The sequence below is a fragment of the Sphingomonas sp. DMC6 genome, assembly GCF_056314225.1.
On sequence record NZ_JBQUYT010000001.1, the window covers coordinates 548962 to 575896 of the forward strand.

Annotated in this window: 27 protein-coding genes; 16 read left to right on the forward strand and 11 right to left on the reverse strand. The window is 64.4% G+C overall.

The features are described 5' to 3' along the window. The first annotated feature begins 3 nt into the window (after positions 1-3). Positions 4-1317 carry a methylenetetrahydrofolate--tRNA-(uracil(54)-C(5))-methyltransferase (FADH(2)-oxidizing) TrmFO gene (gene trmFO, locus ACT53M_RS02370; protein WP_476231225.1) on the forward strand — a complete coding sequence of 438 codons (1314 nt, stop codon included), beginning with the start codon at positions 4-6 and terminating at the stop codon, positions 1315-1317. 9 nt (positions 1318-1326) lie between these two features. Here the strand turns inward: trmFO and ACT53M_RS02375 are convergent, their stop codons facing one another. Beyond that, the gene (locus ACT53M_RS02375) at positions 1327-1815 is read right to left on the reverse strand and encodes an EF-hand domain-containing protein (RefSeq protein WP_476231226.1); all 489 of its coding nucleotides are present in this window, start codon (positions 1813-1815) and stop codon (positions 1327-1329) included. Positions 1816-1883: 68 nt separating this feature from the next. Continuing rightward, the gene (locus ACT53M_RS02380; RefSeq protein ID WP_476231227.1) at positions 1884-2519 is read right to left on the reverse strand and encodes a squalene/phytoene synthase family protein; all 636 of its coding nucleotides are present in this window, start codon (positions 2517-2519) and stop codon (positions 1884-1886) included. Positions 2520-2742: 223 nt separating this feature from the next. Between ACT53M_RS02380 and ACT53M_RS02385 the strand changes: the two genes are divergently transcribed. The 3 genes from ACT53M_RS02385 to ACT53M_RS02395 are packed head-to-tail and all read left to right on the forward strand — an operon-like array spanning position 2743 to position 5857. Continuing rightward, entirely contained in the window at positions 2743-4596 is a 1854-nt protein-coding gene (locus tag ACT53M_RS02385; protein ID WP_476231228.1) for a pilus assembly protein TadG-related protein, read from the forward strand. Further along, positions 4593-5189 (forward strand): TadE/TadG family type IV pilus assembly protein, encoded by a 597-nt coding sequence (locus ACT53M_RS02390; RefSeq protein WP_476231230.1) that lies wholly within the window; start codon positions 4593-4595, stop codon positions 5187-5189. Before ACT53M_RS02385 ends, ACT53M_RS02390 begins: the two co-directional genes overlap by 4 nt. 8 nt (positions 5190-5197) lie before the next feature. Continuing rightward, positions 5198-5857, forward strand: coding sequence for a TadE/TadG family type IV pilus assembly protein (locus ACT53M_RS02395; protein WP_476231232.1), 660 nt, complete (start codon positions 5198-5200; stop codon positions 5855-5857). Between the two features lie 57 nt (positions 5858-5914). On the opposite strand, the gene ACT53M_RS02400 is transcribed toward ACT53M_RS02395, so the two are convergent. The 4 genes from ACT53M_RS02400 to eno all read right to left on the reverse strand — a co-directional run bounded on the left by ACT53M_RS02400 (position 5915) and on the right by eno (position 10351). Beyond that, positions 5915-7300, reverse strand: coding sequence for a pyruvate dehydrogenase complex E1 component subunit beta (locus tag ACT53M_RS02400; RefSeq protein ID WP_476231234.1), 1386 nt, complete (start codon positions 7298-7300; stop codon positions 5915-5917). 1 nt (position 7301) lies between these two features. Then, positions 7302-8351 (reverse strand): pyruvate dehydrogenase (acetyl-transferring) E1 component subunit alpha, encoded by a 1050-nt coding sequence (gene pdhA, locus ACT53M_RS02405; protein ID WP_476231236.1) that lies wholly within the window; start codon positions 8349-8351, stop codon positions 7302-7304. A gap of 343 nt (positions 8352-8694) precedes the next feature. Next, on the reverse strand, positions 8695-9015 hold the full coding sequence (locus ACT53M_RS02410; protein ID WP_476231238.1) for an FtsB family cell division protein: 321 nt from the start codon (positions 9013-9015) through the stop codon (positions 8695-8697). Between the two features lie 52 nt (positions 9016-9067). Next, positions 9068-10351: a phosphopyruvate hydratase gene (eno, locus tag ACT53M_RS02415; protein WP_476231239.1), complete on the reverse strand. Its 1284-nt coding sequence runs from the start codon at positions 10349-10351 to the stop codon at positions 9068-9070. A gap of 113 nt (positions 10352-10464) precedes the next feature. On the opposite strand from eno, the gene ACT53M_RS02420 reads away from it, so the two are divergent. The 5 genes from ACT53M_RS02420 to ACT53M_RS02440 all read left to right on the forward strand — a co-directional run bounded on the left by ACT53M_RS02420 (position 10465) and on the right by ACT53M_RS02440 (position 12273). Beyond that, positions 10465-10965, forward strand: coding sequence for a hypothetical protein (locus ACT53M_RS02420; protein ID WP_476231241.1), 501 nt, complete (start codon positions 10465-10467; stop codon positions 10963-10965). A gap of 17 nt (positions 10966-10982) precedes the next feature. Beyond that, positions 10983-11324: a phage holin family protein gene (locus ACT53M_RS02425; RefSeq protein ID WP_476231243.1), complete on the forward strand. Its 342-nt coding sequence runs from the start codon at positions 10983-10985 to the stop codon at positions 11322-11324. Continuing rightward, positions 11321-11656 carry a hypothetical protein gene (locus ACT53M_RS02430; RefSeq protein ID WP_476231244.1) on the forward strand — a complete coding sequence of 112 codons (336 nt, stop codon included), beginning with the start codon at positions 11321-11323 and terminating at the stop codon, positions 11654-11656. The genes ACT53M_RS02425 and ACT53M_RS02430 overlap by 4 nt, the downstream gene beginning before the upstream one ends. Positions 11657-11660: 4 nt before the next feature. Continuing rightward, positions 11661-11969 carry a hypothetical protein gene (locus ACT53M_RS02435; RefSeq protein ID WP_476227651.1) on the forward strand — a complete coding sequence of 103 codons (309 nt, stop codon included), beginning with the start codon at positions 11661-11663 and terminating at the stop codon, positions 11967-11969. Positions 11970-12045: 76 nt separating this feature from the next. Next, complete coding sequence (locus ACT53M_RS02440) at positions 12046-12273, forward strand: DUF4170 domain-containing protein (protein WP_476227649.1); 228 nt, start codon at positions 12046-12048, stop codon at positions 12271-12273. Between the two features lie 51 nt (positions 12274-12324). Here ACT53M_RS02440 and ACT53M_RS02445 read toward each other — a convergent pair whose 3' ends face one another. From ACT53M_RS02445 to carA, 5 genes are all read right to left on the reverse strand, one after another. After that, a complete protein-coding gene (locus ACT53M_RS02445; protein ID WP_476231246.1) occupies positions 12325-12954 on the reverse strand; it encodes a rhomboid family intramembrane serine protease in 630 nt (209 codons plus the stop codon). 7 nt (positions 12955-12961) lie between these two features. Next, on the reverse strand, positions 12962-13438 hold the full coding sequence (greA, locus tag ACT53M_RS02450; RefSeq protein WP_476227647.1) for a transcription elongation factor GreA: 477 nt from the start codon (positions 13436-13438) through the stop codon (positions 12962-12964). Between the two features lie 206 nt (positions 13439-13644). Next, the gene (carB, locus tag ACT53M_RS02455; RefSeq protein WP_476231248.1) at positions 13645-16974 is read right to left on the reverse strand and encodes a carbamoyl-phosphate synthase large subunit; all 3330 of its coding nucleotides are present in this window, start codon (positions 16972-16974) and stop codon (positions 13645-13647) included. After that, the gene (locus tag ACT53M_RS02460) at positions 16974-17591 is read right to left on the reverse strand and encodes a hypothetical protein (RefSeq protein ID WP_476231249.1); all 618 of its coding nucleotides are present in this window, start codon (positions 17589-17591) and stop codon (positions 16974-16976) included. The genes carB and ACT53M_RS02460 overlap by 1 nt, the downstream gene beginning before the upstream one ends. Further along, positions 17588-18865 carry a glutamine-hydrolyzing carbamoyl-phosphate synthase small subunit gene (gene carA, locus ACT53M_RS02465; protein ID WP_476231250.1) on the reverse strand — a complete coding sequence of 426 codons (1278 nt, stop codon included), beginning with the start codon at positions 18863-18865 and terminating at the stop codon, positions 17588-17590. Before carA ends, ACT53M_RS02460 begins: the two co-directional genes overlap by 4 nt. 142 nt (positions 18866-19007) lie before the next feature. Here carA and ACT53M_RS02470 point away from each other — a divergent pair, with 142 nt between their 5' ends. The 7 genes from ACT53M_RS02470 (at position 19008) to ACT53M_RS02500 (ending at position 26933) form a co-directional block, all read left to right on the forward strand. After that, positions 19008-19460: a GatB/YqeY domain-containing protein gene (locus ACT53M_RS02470; protein WP_476231251.1), complete on the forward strand. Its 453-nt coding sequence runs from the start codon at positions 19008-19010 to the stop codon at positions 19458-19460. Between the two features lie 51 nt (positions 19461-19511). Beyond that, on the forward strand, positions 19512-20018 hold the full coding sequence (locus ACT53M_RS02475) for an endonuclease domain-containing protein (RefSeq protein WP_476231252.1): 507 nt from the start codon (positions 19512-19514) through the stop codon (positions 20016-20018). Between the two features lie 4 nt (positions 20019-20022). Continuing rightward, the gene (gene dnaG / locus ACT53M_RS02480) at positions 20023-21903 is read left to right on the forward strand and encodes a DNA primase (RefSeq protein WP_476231253.1); all 1881 of its coding nucleotides are present in this window, start codon (positions 20023-20025) and stop codon (positions 21901-21903) included. Positions 21904-21945: 42 nt separating this feature from the next. Continuing rightward, complete coding sequence (gene rpoD, locus ACT53M_RS02485; RefSeq protein WP_476231254.1) at positions 21946-23976, forward strand: RNA polymerase sigma factor RpoD; 2031 nt, start codon at positions 21946-21948, stop codon at positions 23974-23976. A 210-nt stretch (positions 23977-24186) separates the two neighbouring features. Then, a complete protein-coding gene (locus ACT53M_RS02490; RefSeq protein ID WP_476231255.1) occupies positions 24187-24852 on the forward strand; it encodes a DUF6975 family protein in 666 nt (221 codons plus the stop codon). A gap of 40 nt (positions 24853-24892) precedes the next feature. Next, positions 24893-25741 carry an AAA family ATPase gene (locus ACT53M_RS02495; protein ID WP_476231256.1) on the forward strand — a complete coding sequence of 283 codons (849 nt, stop codon included), beginning with the start codon at positions 24893-24895 and terminating at the stop codon, positions 25739-25741. Positions 25742-25754: 13 nt separating this feature from the next. Next, the gene (locus ACT53M_RS02500; protein ID WP_476231257.1) at positions 25755-26933 is read left to right on the forward strand and encodes a vWA domain-containing protein; all 1179 of its coding nucleotides are present in this window, start codon (positions 25755-25757) and stop codon (positions 26931-26933) included. Positions 26934-26935: the final 2 nt, after the last annotated feature.

Genomic DNA, 26935 nt, shown 5'->3' on the forward strand with positions numbered 1-26935 from the left:
CTTGTGACTCACGACATCCATATCATCGGCGGCGGCCTCGCCGGCTCGGAAGCCGCGTGGCAGCTGGCGCAGGCGGGCTACAAGGTCCGCCTGTCCGAAATGCGCGGTTCGGGCAGCATGACTCCGGCGCATCAGAGCGATCGGCTGGCAGAGCTCGTCTGTTCCAACAGTTTCCGCTCCGACGATGCCGACAGCAACGCCGTTGGTCTGCTCCATCAGGAGATGCGCGCGCTCGGGTCGCTCATCCTCGCCCAGGGCGACGCCCATGCCGTGCCCGCGGGCTCGGCGCTGGCGGTCGATCGCGACGGGTTCGCCGATGGCGTCACCGCCGCACTGGCAGCGCACCCAAATATCACCATCGTTCGTGAGCGTATCGATACGCTGCCTTCGGAGGGCAGGACGATCGTCGCCACCGGGCCGCTGACGGCGCCAACGCTGGCAGACAGTATCGGCCACGCGACGGGCAAGGACAGTCTCGCCTTTTTCGATGCGATCGCGCCGATCGTCCATTTCGACACGATCGACATGGGAACCGCCTGGTTCCAGAGCCGCTGGAACAAGGGATCGGGCAAGGATTACATCAACTGCCCCATGTCGAAGGAACAATATCTCGAGTTCCACGCCGCGCTGATGGCGGGCGAGAAGACCGAGTTCCGCGAATGGGAGAATGTCCCGTATTTTGAAGGCTGCATGCCCATTGAAGTGATGGCCGACCGCGGCGTCGACACGCTTCGCTATGGTCCGATGAAGGGCGTGGGCCTCGACGATCCCCGCACCGGTCGCTGGCCCTATGCCGTGGTGCAGTTGCGGCAGGACAATGCCAGCGGCACGCTGTGGAATATGGTCGGTTTCCAGACCAAGCTGAAATATGCCGAACAGGTGCGTCTGTTCCGCACGATCCCCGGGCTGGAAAAGGCCGAGTTCGCCCGGCTGGGTGGGCTGCACCGCAACACGTTCATCAAATCGCCCGAACTGCTCGATGACACCCTGCGGCTGAAGGCTTCGCCCCATATCCGCTTCGCAGGCCAGATCACCGGATGCGAGGGCTATGTCGAAAGCGCCGCGATCGGCTTGCTCGCGGGCCGATTCGCGGCCGCCGAGATCGCCGGCACCGCCCTGCCCCCGCCACCGCGCGAAACGGCGCTGGGCGCGCTGCTCGCCCACATAACCGGCGAGGCAGAGGCTGAGACCTATCAGCCGATGAACGTCAATTTCGGGCTGTTCCCCCCGATTGAGGGTCGCACCCGCAAGGCCGATCGCAAGCGCATGTATACCGATCGCGCCCGGGCGGCACTAAAGGGCTGGCTGGCCGCCTGAAACGGCGTTTCAGTCGTCGTCGGCCTTGCTTTCGGGTTCGGGCGCCTTTTTTGCCGGCGCGCAGGCGCAGCGCGGCCCCGGCGCCTTGCGCTTCGGTGCCGTAGTCAGAAACTCGGCGCGCGTGAGCGTGCCGGATCTGTCTGCATCGGCGGTAGAGAACTTGCCGATCGTCTTGGCAGCCCATTCCTCGAAGCTCAGCCGGCCATCGCCATTCGTGTCCAGCTTCGCGAACGCCTTGTGCCGCGGGGCCAGATATTCCTCGCGGCTGATCGCTTCATTGCGATCCTTGTCATAGCGGTCGAAGCGCTTCTGCTCGCGGGTGCGTTCGCCTGCCTCGGGCGCGGCATCGGGCAAGGTGGTTTCCGGCGTACTTCCCGCCATGGCAGGCGCGCGCGGCAATATCGATCGCGCACCGGCAGGATCGGTCCCGCGGAACAGGAACATTGCACCGAACGCCAGCAACAGCGCCGCAGCCGCTCCCACGAAATAACGCCACATGGACTTGCCCCCCGGTCAAAGCCTGCACGTATCGGAACCCTACGCGCTCTCCGGAGTGTGACAAGGCTTTAGCGGCCGGTCAGACGATGGAAAAACAACCGCGCCACCCGCCCAGGTTCTCCAACCGGAATCGGCTGGTCCGATGGAACCGAAAGGTTCATCCGCGCCTGATGCGCCAACGCCCCCAGCGCCCGCGCCTGGCGGCTCCAGCGCCGGCTGAGCGCCGGTCCAAGCAGCACCGCGGCCTGCTCCTGCGCCAGCGCCGCTTCTTGCGGATCGGCGAGGTGCCGCGCGAGGTCCGCGAGGGCCCAGCCAGCACCCGCCTCGGCCAGCGGATCACCCGCAGCACCCAAAGCCGCACCCGCCGCAACGAACAACTGTCCGCGCCCCGCACCGAAGCGCTGCAACGCCGCGCCGTCCAGCGCCTCTTCCTCGATCAGCACTTCCCAGCCATGAACGATCTGCACCAGCGAAGCACCGGAAACGCCGCGCGGCAACACCGCTTCAGCCAGCCCCTGCAGCACCGGCTCGGCTGGCGGCGGCGCATGATCCAGCTTCGCCAGCGACTCTCGCCACCAGGCCAGCCGCAGCTGCCCCACCGCCGGCTGGCTGGTCGTGCGCAGCAACTGCGCGAGACTATCGTCGAGCGCCAATAATGCTGTCAGCGCCGGACGATCAATTAACCATGCATAAGTCAGGATCAAGTCGCGTTCAGGGCTAATCATAGAAGATAGGGAGTTATTCACCTTTTTCCCTTAGTTAATTCGCAGTTGCTTTGGCGGGGGGCGCCGCAACGGCCGAATCATCGCAAGCGCGATGCGTGAGGTGCGGGGGATGAACAGCGACTGCAAGCACCATGAACGCCACTTCCTAGGCGCGCTGCGAAATTTTGTCGCGCGCTTTGGTCGGGACATTGTGGGCAACACCATGGCGATAATGGCGGTGGCCATGGTGCCGCTGACCTTCATCGCCGGGTCGGCGATCGATACCGCCCGCATCTATTATGTGAAGAGCCGCCTGCAGCAGGCCTGCGACGCGGGCGCGCTGGCCGGGCGCAAGTTCATGGTGGGCACCAGCTTCGACGATGTGGCGAAGGCGCGCGCCAACGCCTTCTTCACCAACAATTTCCGCGACGGCATGTTCGGCGCGAAATCGACCAGCTTCACGCCCACCGGCACGGCGGACAATCAGGTCCATGGCGTCGCCACCACCACCGTGCCGATGACGATCTCCACGCTGATGGGCGCGCAGCCCCAGACGATCAGCGTGGCATGCGACGCACGGCTGGAAATCCCCAATGTCGATGTGATGTTCGTGCTCGACACCACCGGCTCGATGGCCGGCTCGTCCATCACGGCGCTGCGTGCGGCGGTAATGAGCTTTTACGACACGGTCGAAGGCTCGCGCCAGGCGGGCACGCGCGTACGCTATGGCTTCGTGCCCTATTCGAGCAACGTGAACGTCGGCATGCTGCTGAAGCGCGAATGGATGGCCGACAAATGGACCTACCAGTCGCGCATCCCGGATGGCTCGACCACAACGACGAGCACCGGCACAACGACTACAACCTATGGCGCTTCGACCTACACCGGCAGCGCTGTGACGACGACAGTGTCGTCCGGAACATCCGAATATTGCGTAGCGCCGCCGAATGAAAACTATTCGAGTGTGTATACCACGGGCACCATTAGCAACAGCGGGGGCACCCGCGTCTGGTGGGAGCAATGGGTCTATAACGGCTCTACCTATTCGGCAAACTTCGCCAATGGCACCTGCACGATCCGAAAGACGACGTATACCAACTACACCCAGTACCGCCAAAATACCACCAAGCCGTGCACCAGCAACTGCTACACCTCTTCGACCACCTATTACTGGAAGTACCAGCCGGTGGAATTCGACGTGTCGGGCTACAAGGGTAGCAACCCCAACGGTCTGATGGCCGGTGGGACCATTCCCTTCCAGATCGGCAATAACCAGAGCTGGACCAACGTCACCTGGAACAGCAGCAATGCCTGTATCGAGGAGCGCCAGACCGTCCGCCAGTCGACCTATCCCAGCATCCCCAGCGCTGCGTACGACATGGACTTCGACATGATTCCGGACCCGACCAAGCCGGAAACGCAGTGGGCGCCATGGCTCGCACCGCTGATCTACGCGCGTACGAGCCCCAGCAGTTGGAGCTACTTGCCGGTACGGACGACATCGAACTATCAGCAAATGATCAACTACTACAGCGGGGCCTACACCACCTGCCCGTCGCCGGCACGCAAGCTGGACACGATCAGCCGATCGGACCTGCAAAATTATCTGAACGGGCTCGTCGCCACCGGTGCCACCTATCACGACATCGGTTTCGTCTGGGGCGTGCGCCTGATTTCGCCGACCGGCCTGTTTGCGTCGGAAAACGCGACAGCGCCCAATGGCGGCGATATCTCGCGCCACATCATCTTCATGACCGATGGCGGCACCGATACCGACATCGCAGTCTATGATGCCTATGGCCTTTCCGCGCTGGATCGTCGTCGCACCGATCCGAGCGTGCTGCCGACCAAGGCGCAGCAGGATACCATTGTCGCAAACCGGCTGACGGCGCTGTGCACCGCCGCCAAGCAGCGCAACCTGACCGTGTGGGTGATCGCCTTCACCACCACGCTTACGCCCATGCTCCAGAATTGCGCCTCGGACGGCCGGGCCTATCAGGCCGCTGACTCCACGCAGCTCAACAACGCCTTCAAGAATATCGCGGCACAAATTGCGAAGCTGAGGATCTCCAAATGAGGCGACGACTTTCCCCCGCGCGTCTTCGCCACGACCGGCGCGGGTCGGCCGTCACCGAATTCGCGCTGATCAGCCCGGTGATGCTGCTGGTGCTGTTCGCGCTGTTCGACCTGTGCTTCCAGATCTACGCCCAGTCGATCCTGTCGGGCACGGTCCAGCGCGCCGGCCGTGACTCGGCGCTGGAGGGCAATTCGGCCAACACGCTCGCCGCGCTCGACCAGAAAGTCGCCGCGTCGGTACACACGCTGATCTCCAGCGCGAACGTGTCGAGCTCGCGCAAGACCTACGCCAATTTCTCGAACATCGCGCCGGAGCCATTCACCGACACGAACAAGAACGGCAAGCGCGACGCGGGCGAGTGCTTCTCGGACATCAACCAGAACGGCACCTGGGACGCTGACGCGGGCACCAGCGGCCAGGGCGGCGCGAACAACGTCACCGTCTACACGGTAACGGTCCAGTACCAGCCCTTCTTCCCGATGCTGCGCCTGCTGGGCCGCGACACCACCCAGACGCTCACTGCGACGACGGTGCTGAAGAACCAGCCCTATGGCACCCAGTCCAACGCCACGCCGCCGACGGTGTGCACATGAGGGGCGCCATGCTGCGGTCGATCCGCGACTTTCTCGCCGCACGCCGCGCAGTGGCGATGCTCGAATTCGCGCTGGTACTCCCGGTGTTCCTGCCGCTCGGCATGTATGCGGTCGAACTGTCGAACTACAGCGTCGTCCAGATGCGGGTGAACCAGATCGCGCTGACGCTCGCCGACAACGCCTCCCGCGCCGGTGTCGATACCGCGCTCGCCACCCAGCAACTCCGCGAACTCGACATCAATGACGTATTCCAGGGCCTGCGCATCCAGCAGGGGAAACTGGACATCGGCAATCGCGGGCGCGTGACGATCACCAGCCTGGAGACGAACAGCGGTGGGGGCCAGTGGATCCACTGGCAGCGCTGCATGGGCAAACGCGCCGGAACAGGGTATGATTCGATCGTCACGGCCGGCATGGGCGCATCGAACAACAGCTTCCCCGGCATCGGATCGGGCGCGACGCTGGTGACGGCGCCGCTCAATTCGGCGGTGATGTATGTCGAAATCAACTATGACTATCAGCCGCTGGTATCGGCCTATTTCATCGCCACGCCGAAGATTACGGCCACCGCGTCGTTTATCGTCCGCGACAATCGCGAGCTCGTCTCCGGCGTCACCAATCCGTCGCCGGTGCAGACCTCGATGACTTGCGACAAATACACCGCCTGACCAAACAGAAAGGGGCGCCGAAGCGCCCCTTTCCTTTTCATAAGCCGGTCGCCCGCGTCAGCCGCGATAAGTGACCTTCTTTACCGTGGCTACCACCTTGTCGGCATTCACCAGCGCGATCTTTTCCAGGTTCGCAGCATAGGGCAGCGGCACGTCCTCGTTGGTCACGCGCAGCACCGGCGCGTCGAGGTCGTCGAACCCTTCTTCCATCACGAAGGCGGCGATTTCCGACGCGATCGAGCAGACCGGCCAGCCTTCCTCGACCACCACAAGGCGGTTGGTCTTCTTCAGGCTTTCCAGAACCGTCGTCTTGTCGAGCGGACGCAGCGTGCGCAGGTCGATCACTTCGGCGTCGATGCCCTCGGCTGCCAGCTTCTCGGCTGCGTCGAGGGCCACGCCCACGCCGATCGAATAGCTGACCAGCGTCACATCCTTGCCCTCGCGGACGATGCGCGCCTTGCCGATCGGGAGGACATAATCGTCGAGCTTCGGAATTTCGAAGCTGCGGCCGTACATCAGCTCGTTTTCGAGGAATACGACCGGATCTTCCGAGCGGATCGCCGCCTTGAGCAGGCCCTTTGCGTCGGCCGCGTCATAGGGCGCGATCACGATCAGGCCGGGCACCGCCGCATACCACGGGCCGTAATTCTGGCTGTGCTGCGCCGCCACACGGCTGGCCGCACCGTTCGGGCCACGGAACACGATCGGGCACCGCATCTGGCCGCCCGACATATAGTTGGTCTTGGCTGCCGAGTTGATGATGTGGTCGATCGCCTGCATGGCGAAGTTGAACGTCATGAACTCGATGATCGGCTTCAGACCGCCCATCGCCGCGCCGGTGCCGACGCCAGCAAAGCCATACTCGGTGATCGGCGTGTCGATGACGCGCTTCGGGCCGAATTCGTCGAGCAGGCCCTGGGTCACCTTGTAGGCACCCTGATATTCGGCGACTTCCTCGCCCATGACGAAGATGCGCGGATCGGCGCGCATTTCCTCGGCCATCGCGTCGCGCAGCGCTTCGCGGACCGTGACCTTCACCATTTCGGTGCCGGCAGGCACTTCGGGATCGGCCGGACGCGCCTTTTCGACCGCGGCGGTGAGCTGGGTCGTGCCGGTCTCCGGCGCCTTTTCCACCGGAGCGGGCGTCGGTTCGGTCTGCTGGCTGGCGGGTGCCGGTACGGCAGCGGCGGAGGCATCTTCGCCCTCGCCCGCGATCAGCGCGATCACGGTGCCGACCTTCACATTGTCGGTGCCTTCGGCGACCAGGATCTGGGCGATCGTGCCCTCGTCCACGGCTTCGAATTCCATCGTCGCCTTGTCGGTTTCGATCTCGGCCAGGATGTCACCCGACTTCACCACGTCGCCCTGCTTGACCAGCCACTTGGCGAGCGTCCCCTCTTCCATGGTCGGCGAGAGCGCCGGCATCTTGAGTTCGATCGCCATCTCAATAGGTCTCCACCAGCACGTCGGTATAGAGTTCGGCCGGATCGGGCTCCGGCGTCTGTTCGGCGAAGTCCGCCGCCTCGTTCACGATCTTGCGGATTTCCGCGTCGATCGGCTTCAGATCGTCTTCCTTGACGCCCAGCGCTTCGAGTTCGCGCTTCACCGCCTCGATCGGGTCGGACTTGTCGCGAACCGACTGGACTTCCTCGCGACTGCGATACTTGGCCGGGTCGGACATCGAGTGGCCGCGATAGCGATAGGTCTTCATCTCGAGGATGATCGGCCCCTTGCCGGCGCGTACCCAGGCGAGCGCCTCTTCGGCTGCACCGCGGCAGGCGAGCACGTCCATGCCGTCGACCTGGATGCCGGGGATGCGGAAGCTTTCACCGCGGCGATAGAGCTGGTCTTCCGCCGAGGAACGATGGACGCTGGTGCCCATGGCGTACTGGTTGTTCTCGATCACGTAGATGATCGGGAGCTTCCACAGCTCGGCCATGTTGAACGACTCGTACACCTGGCCCTGGTTCGCGGCGCCGTCGCCGAAATAGGCCATGGCGACGCCGCCATCCTCGTTATACTTATGCGCGAAGGCGAGGCCGGTGCCGAGCGACACCTGCGCGCCGACGATGCCATGACCGCCGTAGAACTTCTTCTCGGTCGAGAACATGTGCATCGAGCCGCCCTTGCCGCGCGAGATGCCCGCGCCGCGGCCGGTCAGTTCGGCCATGATCACCTTGGGGTCGATGCCATAGGCGAGCATGTGGCCATGGTCGCGATAGCCGGTGATGACCGAGTCCTTCTCGCCGTCCAACGCCGACTGCAGGCCGACCGCCACGGCTTCCTGGCCGATATACAGGTGGCAGAAACCGCCGATGAAGCCGAGGCCGTAAAGCTGGCCCGCCTTTTCTTCGAAGCGGCGAATCAGCAGCATCTGGCGATAGAATTCGAGCAGTTGCTCCTTCGAGGCCTCGAACCGCTGCGGTTCGTCCGGTCGCTCGCGATTCGGAACTGCGGGTGGGGTCGGTGCTTTGCGTGCCGGTGCTTTGGCCACGATAGAGAGTTCCTCGTCCGGGGAGGGGGAAAGGCGGCTGCCTATAAGCGCGTTTTTGCACGCTGTGCAACTAACGCGCGGGGAAAGAAGCCGTTCAGCGTGCACAAGGCAGTGCGGGGCCGGAAATTTCCGTCGAGTGCGCATCCCAGCGCGAGGGAAACAAACGCTTCTGGCGCTCCCGCTCCCCTCCCTGCAAGGGAGGGGTCGGGGGTGGGTGCGCGCGTCTGCGCGCTCCAGAAGACTCTCCGCTTAGCCCGAAGCGAGTCCCGCCGCCTAGAGGCGGCGGACCCACCCCTAGCCCCTCCCTGCAAGCAGGGAGGGGAACACTATTCTGGAAATACCCTCAGTTCTTGTCGAGCGGGATGATCACTTCGTCCGGCCGGACGACGTTGAGCTGCTTGCGGGCAAGCTCCTCGACCATGTCCGGATCGGCACCATGCTTCGGATCGAGCAACTGCACCCGATTCTTGAGCTCGGCGCGGTGCTTGTCGAGTTCGGCGAACTCGCGCTTCTTTGCATCGAGCTCGCGCTGCACTTCCTTCGCCGCGACGATGCCGTTCGGCCCCAGCACTGCATTATACGCAAAGAAGCCGATGGCGATCAGCACCGCAGCGGGCAGGCCCGCACGGCGCAGCAGCATGGTCATGGGCGAAACGCGCTTCATCGTCCTGACTTTTCGCTTAACCATCGGCTTCAATCAAGAGTCGTACTGCTACTTATTTTGCGCGACGCAGCACAGACTTGCCGGCATAGATCGCAGCGTCGCCCAGTTCTTCCTCGATGCGGATGAGCTGGTTGTACTTTGCGAGCCGGTCCGAACGGGCAAGGCTGCCGGTCTTGATCTGCCCGCAGTTGGTGGCGACGGCCAGGTCGGCGATCGTCGCATCCTCGGTCTCGCCCGAACGGTGCGACATCACCGCAGTATAGGACGAGCGCTGCGCAAGGCTAACCGCCTCGAGCGTCTCGGTCAGCGTGCCGATCTGGTTGACCTTCACCAGCAGCGAGTTGGCCAGGCCCTGCTCGATACCCATGGCGAGTCGCTTCGGGTTGGTGACGAACAGATCGTCGCCGACGAGCTGGATCTTGCCGCCGACCAGATCGGTGATCGCCTTCCAGCCTTCGAAATCATCTTCGGCCATGCCGTCTTCGATCGAGAAGATCGGGTAGCGCGCAACGAGATCGGCCAGATAGCCCGCCATCTCCGCCGGCGACAGGATCTTGCCTTCGCCCGAGATGTGATAGGCGCCGTCCTTGAAGAATTCGGTCGCGGCGCAATCGAGCGCGATCATCACATCGTCACCAGGCGTGTAACCCGCGGCTTCGATCGAGCCCATAATGAAGTCGAGTGCGTCGGTGGTCGAGGCGATGTTGGGGGCAAAGCCGCCTTCGTCGCCCACGCCGGTCGCCAGGCCCTTTTCGTGCAGCTTCTTCTTCAGCGTGTGGAAGATTTCCGAGCCGCAACGCACCGCCTCGACGATGTTCTCAGCACCCACCGGCACGATCATGAATTCCTGGAAATCGATCGGGTTATCGGCATGCTCGCCGCCGTTGATGATGTTCATCATCGGCACCGGCAGGACATGTGCGTTGACGCCGCCGACATAGCGATAGAGCGGCAGGCCGCGCGCATCCGCCGCCGCCTTGGCCGCAGCCAGACTGACACCGAGAATGGCATTGGCACCCAGCCGGCCCTTGTTGGGCGTACCGTCGAGTTCGATCATCGTGCGGTCGAGATCGGGCTGGTCTTCGGCATCCAGGCCGACGACTGCCTCGGCAATCGCTCCGTTCACCGCATCGACGGCGCCTTCGACGCCCTTGCCCATCCAGCGCGACTTGTCGCCATCGCGCTTTTCCACTGCTTCATGCGCGCCGGTCGAGGCGCCCGAGGGCACAGCCGCGCGGCCGAAGCTGCCGTCTTCCAGCAGGACATCGACTTCGACCGTGGGGTTGCCGCGGCTGTCGAGAATCTGGCGTGCGTGGACGTCGATGATTGCGGTCACGTCTTGTTCTCCGTAAACTGTCTGGGAAGAGGCGCGCGTGCCTCTAGCGTCTCCGCAGGGAACTCGCAAACGGGGCCGTGGTTGTTTCGACGAGGCATGGAGGGTTTTTGATCATGGCAGACGAAACGACGGGCAATCCGGCCGAAGCGCTGGTGCAGGATGCAGCCGGCGCCGCGACCGGGGCCGGCGCGAAAAAGGGCGCCGCCGACACGATCCGCGAAGAAGCCACCAAGCTGGGCGAGCAGGCCAGGGAACGCGCCTATGCCTTTGCCGGTGAAGGCAAGGAACGCGCTACCACTGCGCTGGACGAAGTCGCCAATCTGATGCGTACTGCGGCCGGCGATGTCGATGCCAAGCTCGGCGAGCAATATGGCCAATATGCCCGCAGCGCGGCGGACGGCATTGCCGGCTTTGCCGATTCGCTGCGCGGCAAGGAAGTCGAGGATCTGCTCGCCGACGCGACCGATTTCGTTCGCAAGAGTCCGGCGATTGCCGTCGGGACGGCGGCGGCGCTGGGGTTCGTGATGGCGCGGCTGATCAAATCGGGCATCGAAGCCGGCTCGCAGGCCAAGACTGAGGCCCCTGCGGCTGAACCTGCCCCCAACGAAGGCTGAGGCGGCAGCACGGGGGCATGACAGAACCGGAAACCGAACAGCCGGGCATCGGCGCGCTGCTGGGGCAGCTCACCGAAGACGCCAAGGCCTATGCGCGCGCCGAAACCGATTATTGGCGCGCGCTGGTGCAGGCGAAACTGCTGGCACTGCGCGGGGCGCTGCTGGCGGGCACCATCGCCATCGTGCTCGTCGTCGGCGCGCTGGTCGCGCTGGTGGTGGGCGCATTGCTGACGCTTGCCACGCTGGTCGGCCCCGGCTGGGCGACGTTGATCGTGGTGGCGGTGCTGCTGGGGGTCGCAGCCTTGCTCGGCTGGCTCGCCGCCCGCGGCTTCCAGCGTGCGATGGGGACGGAAGCGTGAGCACACGCCCCGATCCTTCCTCCGCCCGTTTGCGTGCCGCCGCCGCCCGTGCCCGCCTGTTCGACACGCTGGGCACCGTGCAGGAACGGCTGAAGCCGACCAATCTCGCCCAGGATGCGGTGGAGAGCGCGAAACAAGGCGTGGCCCATGCCGCACGCGAAGGGGCGCGTGCCGTGCGTTCACGTCCCTGGGTCGTCGCTGCGGCCAGCGGCGCTGTCGGGCTGCTGCTAGCCCGCGGCTGGATCGCGGACATCGTTCGCGGTCGCGCCAGGACGGAAACCGACGAACCCGCTGCGGGTTTGGACCACAGGAACAGCAAGGCAAAAGGATAAAGCCATGAGCGATTCCCGCGAAACCGCCAATCAGGGCCAGGGGCTCACTGAAAATCCCGCACTGCTGATCGCCGGTGGCGTGGCGGTGGGCGTGGTGATCGGCCTGTTGCTGCCCCGCTTCGAACGCGAGCGGGCGGCGCTGGAACCGGTCGGCCGCCGCATCGCCGACGGCGCCTCCGCCGCCGTAAAGGCAGCGCGCGAAGCCGGCCGCGAGCAGATCGAGTCGCTGATCCCCGGCGGCGACCAGGCCAAGGAAAAGGTCTCGGCCCTGTTCGGCACCGTGATCGAGGCAGCGAAGGGCTCGAAGGGCTGATCCGGCCTATAAGGGGGTTGAGCCCCGCCGCAGACCCGCTAAGGGCTGCGGCGTTCCCTCACCCCCAGGAGGCCTGATGAGCAAGCTGCACCTGGTTTTCGGCGGCCGCGTGGCTGATCCGACGACCCTTGATTTTATCGATCCGTCGAAGCTCGACGTGGTCGGCATCTTCCCCGATTACGCCAGCGCCGAAAAGGCGTGGCGCGCCGCCGCCCAGCGCACCGTCGATGACGCGGAAATGCGCTATGTTGTCGTGCACCTGCACCGCCTGCTCGATCCCGATCAGGAACAGTCGGCGGCCTGAGGGCCTCCAGCCCTTCCGCTTACGCGCCCCTCCCGCTTGCGGGAGGGGAATTTACGCGCTCCGCCAGTGCCATAGCAGCAGCGGGCGCGCGAGCAGCAGGCCCGCGAGAAACCCGCCGATATGCGCCGCAGCGGCAATCGCCACGCCGCCGCGCAGGAACGCCCAGCCCATCAGCAGGTTGAGGCCCGTCCAGGCCAGCGCCAGCCACACGACATGCACCAGCCAGGCCGGGATCGGCCCGATCGCCTTGGCCCGCTGGCGTCCGAAATAGAGCGAATAGGCACCCACCACTGCGGAGGTTGCGCCGCTGGCGCCGATCATCGGCACCGGCGACATCGGCCCCGCCGCCCATTGCGCAGCCGCGGCGGCGTAGGCGCCGACCAGATACAGCACGACGATGCCCTGGGCGCCGATCACGCGCTCGGTCTCGCGGCCGGTGAACCCCAGCATCAGCATGTTCATGCCTAGGTGGAAGAAGCCGGCATGGATGACCGCAGCGCTGAGCGGCGTCAGCCACGCCGGCACCGCGATCATGCCGGGAAAGCCCGCACCGGTGCTGATCCGGGCGGGAATGAACCCGCCCAGATATTGCAGCACCTCGCTATCGGGCGACAGGCTGACCAGCACACTCGCCACCACCGTTACGGCGAGGATCGCCGTCGTGGCGCTCAGGCGTTGCACCGCCGCCTCAGATGAATTCGATGCGCGAGACCAGATAGTAACGGTCGCCGGCGGGCACCGAGACTTCGACCTCTTCGTCCACCTTGCGCCCGATCAGCGCCCGGCCGATCGGCGAATTGTACGAAATGCGGCCCTTGCTCGCATCCGCCTCGGTCTGGCCGACGATCTGGTAGCGGATCGGCTTGTCGTCCTCGTCGAGCAGCGTCACCGTCGCGCCGAACACGATCTTGTCGCCCGAAAGCTCCTTCGGGTCGATGATCTGCGCGCGGCTCAGCTTGTCCTCGATATCGGCGATCGACGCCTCTACCTGACCCTGGCGCTCCTTCGCCGCATGATATTCGGCGTTTTCGGAAAGGTCGCCATGCGCGCGCGCTTCCTCGATTGCGTCCACGATCAATGGCCGCTCGGCTTTCAGGCGCTTCAGCTCTTCCGTGAGCTTCTGATAGCCTTCCGCCAGCATCGGCATCTTTTCGACCGTCGCCATACGCGCAAAATCCTTCGTCAAAACGCCCCGGAACCGACCGTCCCATGGACAGGACGCCCGCACACTTACATCGGTTGGGGAAGTCGATTGTGCGAATGCGAATTGTAAGGTGCAGGGAAAGAAACATCAAGGCAGGGGCAAATAAAGCCAATTAAGGCCCGCCTATCCACAATCGTTCCCCTCCCGCACGCGGGAGGGGAACCCCTTCACCCCCGCGAAGCGAAATAGGCCTGGATCGGCTGCACCTCGATCGGGTTCGTCCGCAGCGCCGCGATCGCCCGTGCCGCCGCCACGCTTGCCGGCGCCGTCGTGAAATACGGCACCTTCTGCGCCAGCGCCGAGGCGCGGATGCTCATCGAGTCCTTCAGCGACTGCCAGCCTTCGGTGGTGTTGAAGATCAGCGCGATGTCGCCGTCCTGGATTCGATCGACGATGTGCGGCCGCCCCTGCGCCACCTTGTTCACGCGCTCGACCGCAATCCCTTCGGCGGCGAGGAAATCGGCAGTGCCGCCGGTCGCGACGATGCGGAAGCCGAGATCGGCGAGGATCTTAACCCCCGGCAACACCACGGCCTTGTCACCGTCCTTCACGCTGACGAAAACCGTGCCGCCCTGCGGCAGCACCGTACCGGCGCCGAGCTGCGACTTGGCGAAGGCGGTCGCAAAGTCCTTGTCGATGCCCATCACTTCGCCGGTGGACTTCATCTCGGGCGAAAGCACCGGATCGACGCCGGGGAAGCGCGCCCATGGGAACACCGCTTCCTTCACTGCGATATAGTCGATGTCGCGGTCGATCTTCGGCAACGCCGCCAACTTCTCGCCCGCCATCACCCGGCTGGCGATCTTCGCGATCGGCGCGCCGATAGCCTTGGCGACGAACGGCACCGTGCGGCTGGCGCGCGGATTGACCTCGATCAGATAGACCTCGCCGTCCTTGACCGCGAACTGGATGTTCATCAGCCCCTTGACCTTGAGCGCGCGCGCCAGCGCATCCGCCTGGCGCTCGATTTCAGCGACGATGTCGGCCGGCAGGCTGTAGGGCGGGATCGAGCACGCGCTGTCGCCCGAATGGACGCCGGCTTCCTCGATATGCTGGAGCACGCCCGCAACGACGACGTCGGTGCCGTCGGCGATCGCGTCCACGTCCACCTCGATGGCATCGCGCAGATACTGGTCGATCAGCACCGGCGAGTCGCCCGATACCTGCACCGCGGTCTGGATATAGTCGTCGAGCTGCTGGAGGCTGTCGACAATCTCCATCGCCCGGCCGCCCAGCACATAGCTGGGCCGCATCAGCACCGGATAGCCGATCCGCTCGGCCACGCGCACCGCCTCGTCGCGGCTGCGGGCGATGCCGTTGGCGGGCTGCTTGAGGCCCAGCTTGGCGACGAGATCGGCGAAGCGCTCGCGGTCTTCCGCCAGGTCGATCGCATCGGGGCTGGTGCCGAGGATCGGGATACCCGCATCCTCCAGCGCCTTGGCGAGGTTGAGCGGGGTCTGCCCGCCGAACTGGACGATCACGCCGACCAGCTCGCCCTTCGACTTCTCGACCTCGAGGATCTCGAGCACGTCCTCGGCGGTCAGCGGCTCGAAATAGAGCCGGTCCGAGGTGTCATAGTCGGTGCTCACCGTCTCCGGATTGCAGTTGACCATGATCGTCTCATAGCCCGCATCGGCCAGCGCGAAGCAGGCGTGGCAGCAGCAATAGTCGAATTCGATCCCCTGCCCGATCCGGTTCGGACCGCCGCCGAGGATCACTACCTTGCGGCGGTCGCTCGGCTCGGCCTCGTTCTCGGGCTCGCCGAAGCTCGGCGCCTCGTAGGTCGAGTACATGTACGGCGTCTTCGCCTCGAACTCGGCCGCGCAGGTATCGATCCGCTTGAACACCGGGCGCACGCCCAGCCGGTGGCGCAGCTTGCGCACCTCGGCCTCGGTCACGCCGCCGGAGATGGCGTTCGCGATCTCGCCGATCAGGCCCGAGCTGCGCGCCATGGCCTCGCTGCCGGAACGCAGGTTGACCGACTTGAGCGCCAGATAGGCGAGCCTTTTGTCGCTGAAGCCCATCGCCTTCAGGCGGCGCATACCGGCCGCGTCCTGCGGCAGGCCGTTGGCGGCAACGTCCTTCTCGGCCTCGATGATCTCGGCGATCCGCTCGAGGAACCATGGGTCGTAGCTGGTGAAGCGCTGCACCTCCTTGACGGTGAAGCCTTCGCGCAGCGCCTGCGCCGCGATCAGCAGCCGGTCGGGCGAGCGCACCGCCAGCGCCGCCTCGATCACGTCGCGCGGCGCGCCGACCAGCCGGTCGACATCATTGAAGCCACTCAGGCCGGTTTCCAGCCCGCGCAGCGCCTTCTGCATCGATTCATGGATCGAGCGGCCGATCGCCATCACTTCGCCGACCGACTTCATCGCCGTGCCCAGCACCGCCTCGGCGCCCTTGAACTTCTCGAAGGCGAAGCGCGGGATCTTGGTGACGACGTAATCGATGGTCGGCTCGAAGCTCGCCGGGGTCGCGCCGGTGATGTCGTTGTCGATCTCGTCGAGCGTGTAGCCCACCGCCAGCTTGGCGGCGACCTTGGCGATCGGGAAGCCGGTCGCCTTGGAGGCGAGCGCCGAGGAGCGGCTGACGCGCGGGTTCATCTCGATCACGATCAGGCGGCCGTCCTTCGGATTGACCGCGAACTGCACGTTGGAACCGCCTGTTTCAACACCGATTTCCCGGAGACACGCGATCGATGCGTTGCGCATGATCTGGTATTCCTTGTCGGTCAGCGTCAGCGCCGGCGCGACGGTGATCGAATCGCCGGTGTGCGTGCCCATCGGATCGATATTCTCGATCGAGCAGACGATGATGGCATTGTCGTTCCGATCCCGGACGACTTCCATCTCATATTCCTTCCAGCCGAGCAGCGATTCCTCGATTAGCACCTCGGTGGTCGGCGAAAGGTCGAGCCCCGAGCGCACAATCGCGATGAATTCCTCGCGATTATAGGCGATGCCGCCGCCCGAGCCGCCCATGGTGAAGCTGGGGCGGATGATCGCCGGCAGCCCGACATAGTCGAGCGCGGTCAGCGCCTCCGCCTCGCTATGCGCGATCGCCGAGCGGGCGCTTTCGAGCCCGATCTTGGTCATCGCGTCCTTGAACTTCAGCCGGTCCTCGGCCTTGTCGATCGCATCGGCATCGGCGCCGATCATCGTCACGCCGAACTTCTCCAGCGTGCCGTCGCGGAACAGCGCCAGCGCGGTGTTGAGCGCGGTCTGGCCGCCCATCGTCGGCAGGACGGCGTCGGGCCGCTCCTTCTCGATGATCTTGGCGACGACCGCGGGCGTGATCGGCTCGATATAGGTCGCGTCGGCCAGCTCGGGATCGGTCATGATCGTCGCCGGGTTCGAATTGACCAGGACGATGCGATAGCCCTCTTCCTTCAGGGCCTTGATCGCCTGCGTGCCCGAATAATCGAACTCGCACGCCTGACCGATGACGATCGGCCCCGCGCCGATGACGAGGATGGAGGAGATGTCGGTGCGCTTGGGCATCAGATATGGTCCAAATCAATATGGAAATGGTTCTTTGCGAATGCCTTCAAGGCGTCCACGAGCAATGCGGCGGTCACATTCTTTGCAGTTGAAGCCAAGATAGTAGCAGCATCCTCCACAGCGAGAATGACACCAACCTTGAACTGAATCAGCTTGAAGTGCCCAGAATTCCAAATGTGCTCAGCGACCGAAAGAGCCTTAAAAACTCGTTCCCGTTCCTGTTCGTCAATCTCAGGACCGTTTGCGCCGCGAACACTCTCTTTTACCTCAGCGAGCCTTGCTGCAATTTCCTGCGCGTCGGAGGCATTGTGGTTGAATCGAACAACGCGATCCGCTGCGGGAGCATAGTCTTCAGCAGTCTCAGACACTGATCGTTGAGCTTCGATGAGATCGAATCCCTCTTTACCAAGCGTCCAATATCCATCGCGCTCACTCGTGAACACTCCGTCCTCGTCCTCTGACAGGGAGAGCACTCGGTTCACGAACGCCATGCCGAGCTCCAATCCAGACTTTCTCTGAATGTCAGCGGCCGAAAACCACTCGCTTTCGTTAGACTCGACCAATAGCTCGTACAGCGCCTGTGCAAACAACACTCGCGCTTGAGAGTATTTGATCACCCCATCATCCCCACGAACCGCTCGAACAGATAGAGGCTGTCCTGCGGGCCCGGGCTGGCCTCGGGGTGGTATTGCACGCTGAACGCCGGGCGGTCGGTGAGTTCGATGCCGGCGTTGGAGCCGTCGAACAGCGACACATGCGTCTCGCGGGCATTGGCGGGCAGGCTCTCGCGCTCGACGGCGAAGCCGTGGTTCATGCTGGTGATCTCCACCGCGCCGTCTTCCAGCCGCTTGACCGGATGGTTGGCACCGCGATGGCCCTGGAACATCTTGGTGGTCCGCGCGCCCACGGCGAGGCCGAGCAGCTGGTGGCCGAGGCAGATGCCGAACAGCGGCTTGCCGGTCTCGAGCAGCTGGCGGATCACCGGCACGGCATATTCGCCGGTCGCCGCCGGATCGCCCGGGCCGTTGGAAAGGAAGAAGCCGTCCGGATTGAACGCCATCACCTGCTCGAAGGTGGCGGTGGCGGGCAGCACGGTCACATCGGCGCCGGCCTGCACCAGGTTGCGGAAGATGTTGCGCTTCGAACCATAGTCGATCGCGACGACCTGCGGGCGCTTCCCGCGCTCGCCGCCTGCGCTCCCCTCCCGCTTGCGGGAGGGGTCGGGGGAGGGGCTGGAGCCGGCAGCGGAGGCATCCGGGGCGGTGTCATCCCCTCCCCTAGCCCCTCCCGCAAGCGGAAGGGGAACCTGGCCATACCCCGCCCCCAGCTTCCACACGCCGCCTTCCCAGCCGAAATGCGTCTCGCACGACACGGTGATGGCGAGGTCCATGCCCTCCAGCCCCGGCCAGGCGCGCGCCTTCTCCAGCAGCGCGTCGATATCGAAATTGCCGCTCTGCGAATGCGCGATCACGCCGTTCGGCGCGCCGCCCAGCCGGATGCGGCGGGTGAGCGCGCGGGTGTCGATGCCGGACAGGCCGATGCGCTTGTGCTTCGCCATCCAGGCATCGAGATGCTCGGTGCTGCGGAAGTTCGACGGCTCCGTCACATCCTCGCGGACAATCATGCCCAGCGCATGCGGGTCATCGGCCTCGATGTCGTCGGGGTTGGCGCCGACATTGCCGATGTGCGGGAAGGTGAAGTTGATGATCTGACCGGCGAAGCTCGGATCGGTCATGATCTCCTGATAGCCGGTCATCGCGGTGTGGAAGCACACCTCGCCGACGGCCTCGCCTTCGGCACCGAATCCCCTACCCCACAATATCTCGCCGCTCGCCAGAACCAGAACGCCCGTGGCTCCAACGGGCATGGACAAGGGTTTGGCGTCGGCCATTTGGGGCGGGCACTCCTGAACTGGATTTTGGCGATGTTGCTAAGTGCCGCCCGCTAGAGCCCCCGGCCCGATGCGTCAATCTGTTAAGTTTCGCAGGCCTCGGCTATGGTTCCCGGCTTTCCGGACAAGATCGAGAGAAACGATGATTCGCGACGACATCAAGGCTGCGCTGGTGACTGCCATGAAGGGCGGGGACAAGGAAACCACCGCGACGATCCGCCTGATCCAGAGCGCGATCAAGAACCGCGACATCGAGGCGCGTACCGGCGGTGCGCCGGCGGACGACGACGCGCTGGTGGTGGAAGTGCTGCAGAAGATGGTGAAGCAGCGCCGCGAATCGATCGACATGTATGTGAAGGGCAACCGCCAGGAACTCGCCGATGCCGAGGCGGCGGAAGTGGTGGTGATCGAACGCTTCCTGCCCGCCCAGATGAGCGAAGCGGAAACGACCGCCGCGATCGAGGCGATCAAGGCCGAGCTGGGCGCCAGCGGCATGAAGGACATGGGCCGGGTGATGGCCGAGCTGAAGGCGCGCCACGCGGCGCAGCTCGACATGAGCAAGGCGAGTGCGCTGGTGAAGGCGGCGCTTTCCTGACGGTAGCCAACTGCGCGCCCATCCCGCTTGCAGGAGGGGCCGGAGGAGGGAATGGAAGCAGGTACCTACGCCCGCAAGTTGCGAAACAACCCTACGGATGCCGAACTGGCACTGTGGCAGGCATTGAGCGCGCGGAAGCTGGGCGGGGTGCGGTTCAACCGTCAGGTGAAAGTTCCGCCTTATATCTGTGATTTCGTAGCGCGCAGTCTGAAGCTGGTCGTCGAGGTCGATGGCGGGCAGCACGCAGTCAATGCGGCGGAAGATGCCCAGCGGACGCGATATATCGAATCGATAGGCTATCGCGTGCTACGGTTTTGGAACAACGACGTGCTGGGGAATCTCGAGGGCGTCGTCGCGGAGATTGAGCGGGTGATCGCGACAATGGCGCCGGTGCATCGTTCTCGAAGCGAGGTATCGGGCGGACAACGCCCCTCCCCCAGCCCCTCCCGCAAGCGGGAGGGGAGCACGGACTACGACGCTTCGGCTCCATCGCTCCCCTCCCGCTTGCGGGAGGGGTCGGGGGAGGGGCTGAACAAGCGCCCTCAGGGGAGCAGGTAGCCCCATGTCCCTCACCCCCGCCTTCCTCGACGAGCTTCGCGCCCGCACCACCCTCTCCACGCTCATCGCCAAGACGGTGAAGCTCCAGCGCGCGGGCAAGGAATTTCGCGCCTGTTGCCCGTTCCACAACGAGAAGTCGCCCAGCTTTTACGTCAACGACGACAAGGGCTTCTACCATTGCTTCGGCTGCGGGGCGCATGGCGATGCTATCCGCTGGATGACCGACCAGCGCGGCCTGCCGTTCATCGACGCGATCAAGGAACTGGCCCAAGCAGCCGGGCTCGACATGCCGGAGCAGGACCGCCGCGCCGCGCAAAAGGCCGAGCGCGCGAAGGGCTTGCACGAGCTGATGGGCGACGCCGCGACCTGGTTCAGCGAGCGGCTGAACGGCATCGAGGGCGCCGAGGCGCGCGCCGTGCTCCAGCGGCGCGGCATCCGCGAGGAGACTGCCCGCGCCTTCGGCCTGGGCTTCGCCCCCGATTCGCGCGGCAAGCTCAAGGAGGCACTCAAAAGCTACGGCGATGCGATGCTGGTCGAATCCGGCATGCTGATCGCGGTCGAGGGCAAGGAGCCGTACGACCGGTTCCGCGGCCGCCTGATGATCCCGATCCGCGACGTGCGCGGGCGGGTGATCGCGTTCGGCGGCCGCATCATCGGCGAGGGTGAGCCGAAGTATCTTAATTCCCCCGAAACCCCGCTGTTTGACAAGGGCCGCACGCTCTACAATCTCGATCGCGCCCAGGCCGCCGCGCGCAAGGCGAACCGGGTGATCGCGGTCGAAGGCTATATGGACGTGATCGCCCTCGCCCAGGCGGGTTTCGGCGAGGCGGTGGCGCCGCTCGGCACGGCCCTCACGGAGCACCAGCTCGAGCGGCTGTGGCGGCTGTCCGATATACCGCTACTCTGCTTCGACGGCGATTCGGCCGGGCAGAAGGCTGCGCTCCGCGCCGCGCACCGCGCCCTGCCGATGCTGGCTCCCGGCCGCAGCCTCGCCTTCGTGACGCTGCCCCAGGGCCTCGACCCGGACGATCTGGTGCGGTCGCAGGGCCCGGCTGCGTTCGAGGCGCTGCTCGCCAAGCCCGAGCCTCTGGTCGACCGCCTCTGGGCTAGCGAAGTCGCCGCCGAACCGCTCGACACGCCGGAGCAGCGCGCCGGCTTCAAGCACCGGCTGGCCGAACTTGCGAACCAAATTCAAGATAATGCGGTAAAGCACGAATATATATCAGAATTTCGTGCCAGAGCCGACGAGCATTTCGGTCGCTCCGTGCGTAACGTTCGTCACGATAGCCGCCCTGCCCCGGCCCGCCAGCCCCGCGGCAGCCGGAATGCCCGGGGCGTCTGGCAACCGCCCGAGCAGCCGCCGTCGCCGCTGATCCGCGGCGTGCAGGCGAGCGGTCTCGACCCGATCCTCGCCCGCGCCGTTCTCGCCGGCCTGATACGCCATCCGGCCGAAATCGCCCGGCACATGGAAGTGCTCGGCAGCCTTCGCAGCGCCTCGGATGCGCTCGGAAAACTGTTCGAGGCGGTGATCGACGTCGCGCTTGCCGAGAGGCAACTTGATAGCAGAAAAGTCCTCACCATATTGGCGCGGTCCGGATTCGATTCAGTGGCTGCTGACTTGCTCAAGGCGAGCACGCTGCCCTTCTCCTTTACCCGCCAGGGTGGCGACGAGGCGAAGGCGCGTGACGACTTGAGCGAGGCAATCGCCGTCATGGTCGCGCAACCCGCGGTAGATGCCGCGCTTGCGGAGGCCACGGCGGCGATGCGCGAGGATTTTGACGACGCAGCTTTTGCCCGCCAGGTCGCGTTGGTACGGCAACGACAGGAGCTGGAAGCACGGCTTGCAAATCTGATGCTTGCGGACGACGGCGTTTTTGAGGAATAGAGGCGGTGTAAAATAGCCGCCATCTGAGTTTCGAGGATTTTGATGGCGAAGGCGAACATGGCAGACGTCACCGACGCAGGCGATACGAGTGACGCGCCCCTGATCGATCTGAACGAAGGTTCGATCAAGAAGCTGATCGCGCGAGCGAAGAAGCGCGGCTATATCACCGTCGACCAGCTCAACGAGATGCTCCCGCAGGATCAGATGACCTCGGAGCAGATCGAGGACATCATGGCCGCGCTCAACGACATGGGTATCAATGTCGTTGAGAACGAAGACGCCGGCGAGGACGCCGAGCCTGAGGACGAAAGCGCCGACGAAGCCGATGTTTCGGATTCCGGCGATGATTCCGCGCCCGCCTTCGAAGCGGCGAAGAAGAAGGAAACCGTCGATCGCACCGACGATCCGGTGCGCATGTACCTGCGCGAGATGGGCGCCGTCGAGCTGCTCAGCCGCGAAGGCGAAATCGCGATCGCCAAGCGCATCGAGGCCGGCCGCGACACGATGATCCTGGGCCTGTGCGAGTCGCCGATCACCTTCAACGCGATCATCGGCTGGTCCACCGCGCTCAACGAAGGCACGATGCAGCTCCGCGAGATCCTCGATCTCGACGCGATGCTCTCCAAGGGGCCGTCGGCCGAGCAGGTCGAAGGCGCCGAGGACGACAATGGCGAGATCAGCGAATCGAACGCCGGCCCGTCCTACAAGGAAGAAGAGGACATTGAGGAAGAGGCGTCGTCCGACGAGGACGACGAGCTGACCGAACGCCGCGCGCGCCGTCCGTCCGACGACGAGGAAGAGGACAACACCCTTTCGCTCGCGCAGATGGAAGAGCAGCTCAAGCCGCAGGCGCTCGAGAAGTTTGCCAACATCACGGCGGTGTACAAGAAGTTCGCGAAGATGCAGCAGCAGCGGCTCGACGCGATGGCGGCGGGCGGCGAAATGCCGGGGGCAGAGGAAAAGAAGTACCAGAAGCTCCGCGAAGAGCTGACCGCCGAAGTCGAGTCGGTCCAGTTCCACCAGGCGAAGATCGAATATCTGGTCGACCAGCTCTATAGCTTCAACCGGCGCCTGACCGCGCTGGGCGGCCAGATGCTGCGCCTGGCCGAGCGCCACAAGGTCAGCCGCAAGGACTTTCTCGACCGCTATGTCGATCACGAGATGGACGAGAACTGGCTGCAGACCGTCGCCACGCTCGACAAGAAGTGGAAGAACTTCGCCGAGAACGAAGCCGGCGCTGTCGACCGCATCCGCACCGAGATTTCCGAAATCTCGCAGCAGACCGGCATGGCGCTCAGCGAGTTCCGTCGCATCGTCAACATGGTGCAGAAGGGCGAGCGCGAGGCGCGTATTGCGAAGAAGGAGATGGTCGAGGCCAATCTCCGCCTCGTGATCTCGATCGCCAAGAAATACACCAACCGCGGTCTGCAGTTCCTGGATCTCATCCAGGAGGGCAATATCGGCCTGATGAAGGCGGTGGATAAGTTCGAATATCGCCGCGGCTACAAGTTCAGCACCTATGCGACCTGGTGGATTCGCCAGGCGATCACCCGCTCGATCGCCGACCAGGCGCGCACCATCCGCATTCCGGTGCACATGATCGAAACGATCAACAAACTGGTGCGCACCAGCCGCCAGTTCCTCCACGAACAGGGCCGCGAGCCCACGCCGGAGGAAATGGCCGAGCGCCTGAGCATGCCGCTCGAAAAGGTGCGCAAGGTGATGAAGATCGCGAAGGAGCCGATCTCGCTCGAAACGCCGATCGGTGACGAGGAAGATTCGCACCTCGGCGACTTCATCGAGGACAAGAACGCCATCATCCCGGTCGACGCCGCAATTCAGGCGAACCTGAAGGAAACGGTCACCCGCGTCCTCGCCAGCCTCACCCCGCGCGAGGAGCGCGTGCTGCGCATGCGCTTCGGCATCGGCATGAACACCGATCACACGCTGGAGGAAGTCGGCCAGCAGTTCTCGGTGACGCGCGAACGTATCCGCCAGATCGAGGCCAAGGCGCTGCGCAAGCTGAAGCACCCCAGCCGCAGCCGCAAGATGCGCAGCTTCCTCGATCAATAACTCGCGCGACAATCGCTATCGACAAAGGGTCTCGCCAGACACTGGCGGGGCCCTTTTGATGTCAGCATGATATGCGCAGATACGAAGACATCGCTGCGCTTATGGTTAAACGCACGAAAACCACGTTCCTACGCGGTTCAGTAGATTTCCCTAGCTTATAGAACGGCTCCGCACTTCGCGGGACTTTGCTGCTGCTTTTTTGGGGCGCGTATGCCGTTCGATTCCGTTCAGATTGCGCAACTCGGTGCCGCCTGGAGCGCCATGGGCTCGCTGGCAGAGGCCGATGGCAGCGCCAACCACCCCTATTTGCGGTCCCTGCGCGTCGGCGATGCGGCGATCCGCGACCTGTCGGACGCGATCCATTATATCTGTCGGCTACACGCGCGCCATCCAGGCATGATCGACCACGCCCTGCACCAGGCGGGCCAGCCGATCGAAACCGGCTGGCTCGAAGCCTGCGCCGAGGCGTTTTCCGAAGAGCGTGCTTACATGGCGCGGCTGGTGGCCGCCGCCGGCCCTCTGCCTAGCACGCCCGGGCACGCGGAATCGGAAGCTGCCGCAGGCGCCCAACGGCACGCGCTCGATATGCTGGCCCAGTCGGGCCGCGCCGGTTGCGCCACAGGTGCCGCCGTTGCCCTGGTGATCGACTGGGCAGAAATCCGTGCCACGCTCGACGCAGCAGCGCGGCGCTGGGGCGTCGCCATCGCGCCGTCACAATTCCCCCTCGCCGCCGAGACCGTCAGCATGATCGACGCTCTCGCCCGCGAAAGCGCCATAGAACGCGCCATGCTGTTCGGCGCGCAACAGGTCTATGCCCAGCATCGCGGCCTGTGGGATCTGCTGGAGGCGCGCGCCGGGGCTCGCGGCCGGCACTGAGCCTTGCCACCGGCGCCGTTCGCCCGGTACACTCCTGGCCATGCGCTTCGAAGGTACCCAGAGCTACGTCGCGACCGATGACCTGAAAGTCGCCGTAAACGCCGCCGTAACGCTCCGCCGACCGCTGCTCGTCAAGGGGGAGCCGGGCACGGGCAAGACCGTGCTTGCCTATGAGATCGCCAAGGCAGTCGGCGCGCCGCTGATCGAATGGAACGTCAAATCGACGACCAAGGCGCAGCAGGGACTGTACGAATATGACGCCGTTGCCCGTCTCCGCGACGGCCAGCTCGGCGATCCGCGCGTCCACGACATCGCCAACTATATCCGCAAGGGCAAGCTGTGGGAGGCGTTCACCAGCCCCACCCTTCCCGTGCTGCTGATCGACGAGATCGACAAGGCCGATATCGAGTTCCCCAACGACCTGCTTCAGGAACTCGACCGCATGGAGTTTCATGTGTACGAGACTGGCGAGAACGTTCGCGCCGTCGAGCGGCCGATTGTCGTCATCACCTCGAACAACGAGAAGGAATTGCCCGATGCGTTCCTGCGCCGGTGCTTCTTCCACTATATCAAGTTCCCGGATCGCGAGACGATGCAGGCGATCGTCGATGTCCACTTCCCCGGCATCCAGAAGCTGCTCGTCGGCAAGGCATTGGATCTCTTCTACGAGGTCCGCGAGGTGCCGGGCCTGAAGAAGAAGCCCTCGACCAGCGAGTTGCTCGACTGGCTGAAGCTGCTGCTCCATGAGGACATGCCGCTGGAGGTGCTCCAGTCGCGCGACCCGACCAAGGCAATCCCGCCGCTCCACGGCGCGCTGCTCAAGAACGAGCAGGACGTGATGCTGTTCGAACGGCTCGCATTCATGGCCCGGCGGCAGCGGCCGAGTTGAGCCGGCAGGCGGCATGTTCCTCGCCTTCCTCGATGCGCTTCGTTCGGCGGGCATTCCGGCGAGCCTGAAGGAGCATCTGCTGCTACTCGAGGCGCTGGACCGCGACGTGATAGATCGCTCGCCGGAGGCCTTCTACTACCTCGCCCGGGCCACCTACGTGAAGGATGAGGGCCTGCTCGACCGGTTCGACCAGATCTTCGCCCATGTCTTTCGCGGCATCGAAACCCGCTTCACCGAGGGCCGCCCCGACATTCCCGAAGAGTGGCTGCACGCAGTCGCGCGGAAGTTCCTCACGACGGAGGAAATGGCGACGATCGAATCGCTCGGCTCCTGGGAAAAGATCATGGAGACGTTGAAGGAGCGCCTCGCCGAGCAGCAGGAGCGGCACGAAGGCGGCAATCGCTGGATAGGTACCGGCGGCACGTCCCCCTTCGGCAATGGCGGCTATAATCCCGAGGGCGTCCGTATTGGCGGCGAGAGCAAGCATGGCCGTGCAATCAAGGTCTGGGAGAACCGCGAATTTCGCAACCTGGATTCGACGCGCGAACTCGGCACCCGCAACATCAAGATCGCGCTGCGCCGCCTGCGCCGTTTCGCCCGGGAAGGCGCCGCCGACGAACTGGACATCGATGCGACGATCGCCGGTACCGCGCGTCAGGGCTGGCTCGACGTGCGCATGCGCCCCGAGCGCCACAATGCGGTCAAGCTGCTGCTGTTCCTCGACGTTGGCGGTTCGATGGACCCATTCATCAAGCTGTGCGAGGAACTGTTTTCGGCTGCTACCGCCGAATTCAAGAACCTCGAATTCTTCTATTTCCACAACTGCCTCTACGAAGGCGTGTGGAAGGACAATCGCCGCCGCGCCACCGAACGCACCCCCACGGCGGAAATCCTGCACAAATATGGGCACGACTATAAGATCGTCTTCGTCGGCGATGCGTCGATGAGCCCCTATGAGATCACGCACGCGGGCGGATCGGTCGAGCATTTCAACGAGGAAGCGGGCGCAGTGTGGCTGCAGCGCGTCGTAGATACCTATCCCGCGACGGTCTGGCTCAACGTGCTGCCAGAGGCGCAATGGAGCTATTCGCAATCGGTGGGCATGATCCGGGGACTGATGCGCGACCGCATGTACCCGCTGACGCTCGACGGCCTCGACGCGGCAATGCGCGAGCTCAGCCGAAAGCGGTAAGG

Coding starts and splice junctions, on each gene's coding strand:
- ACT53M_RS02375 (WP_476231226.1), bottom strand. CDS start 1,815: ATGTGGCGTTATTTCGTGGGAGCGGCTGCGGCGCTGTTGCTGGCGTTC.
- ACT53M_RS02385 (WP_476231228.1), top strand. CDS start 2,743: ATGGCGATAATGGCGGTGGCCATGGTGCCGCTGACCTTCATCGCCGGG.
- ACT53M_RS02390 (WP_476231230.1), top strand. CDS start 4,593: ATGAGGCGACGACTTTCCCCCGCGCGTCTTCGCCACGACCGGCGCGGG.
- ACT53M_RS02395 (WP_476231232.1), top strand. CDS start 5,198: ATGCTGCGGTCGATCCGCGACTTTCTCGCCGCACGCCGCGCAGTGGCG.
- ACT53M_RS02400 (WP_476231234.1), bottom strand. CDS start 7,300: ATGGCGATCGAACTCAAGATGCCGGCGCTCTCGCCGACCATGGAAGAG.
- ACT53M_RS02410 (WP_476231238.1), bottom strand. CDS start 9,015: ATGAAGCGCGTTTCGCCCATGACCATGCTGCTGCGCCGTGCGGGCCTG.
- ACT53M_RS02420 (WP_476231241.1), top strand. CDS start 10,465: ATGGCAGACGAAACGACGGGCAATCCGGCCGAAGCGCTGGTGCAGGAT.
- ACT53M_RS02425 (WP_476231243.1), top strand. CDS start 10,983: ATGACAGAACCGGAAACCGAACAGCCGGGCATCGGCGCGCTGCTGGGG.
- ACT53M_RS02435 (WP_476227651.1), top strand. CDS start 11,661: ATGAGCGATTCCCGCGAAACCGCCAATCAGGGCCAGGGGCTCACTGAA.
- ACT53M_RS02440 (WP_476227649.1), top strand. CDS start 12,046: ATGAGCAAGCTGCACCTGGTTTTCGGCGGCCGCGTGGCTGATCCGACG.
- greA (WP_476227647.1), bottom strand. CDS start 13,438: ATGGCGACGGTCGAAAAGATGCCGATGCTGGCGGAAGGCTATCAGAAG.
- carB (WP_476231248.1), bottom strand. CDS start 16,974: ATGCCCAAGCGCACCGACATCTCCTCCATCCTCGTCATCGGCGCGGGG.
- carA (WP_476231250.1), bottom strand. CDS start 18,865: ATGGCCGACGCCAAACCCTTGTCCATGCCCGTTGGAGCCACGGGCGTT.
- ACT53M_RS02470 (WP_476231251.1), top strand. CDS start 19,008: ATGATTCGCGACGACATCAAGGCTGCGCTGGTGACTGCCATGAAGGGC.
- ACT53M_RS02475 (WP_476231252.1), top strand. CDS start 19,512: ATGGAAGCAGGTACCTACGCCCGCAAGTTGCGAAACAACCCTACGGAT.
- dnaG (WP_476231253.1), top strand. CDS start 20,023: ATGTCCCTCACCCCCGCCTTCCTCGACGAGCTTCGCGCCCGCACCACC.
- rpoD (WP_476231254.1), top strand. CDS start 21,946: ATGGCGAAGGCGAACATGGCAGACGTCACCGACGCAGGCGATACGAGT.
- ACT53M_RS02490 (WP_476231255.1), top strand. CDS start 24,187: ATGCCGTTCGATTCCGTTCAGATTGCGCAACTCGGTGCCGCCTGGAGC.
- ACT53M_RS02495 (WP_476231256.1), top strand. CDS start 24,893: ATGCGCTTCGAAGGTACCCAGAGCTACGTCGCGACCGATGACCTGAAA.
- ACT53M_RS02500 (WP_476231257.1), top strand. CDS start 25,755: ATGTTCCTCGCCTTCCTCGATGCGCTTCGTTCGGCGGGCATTCCGGCG.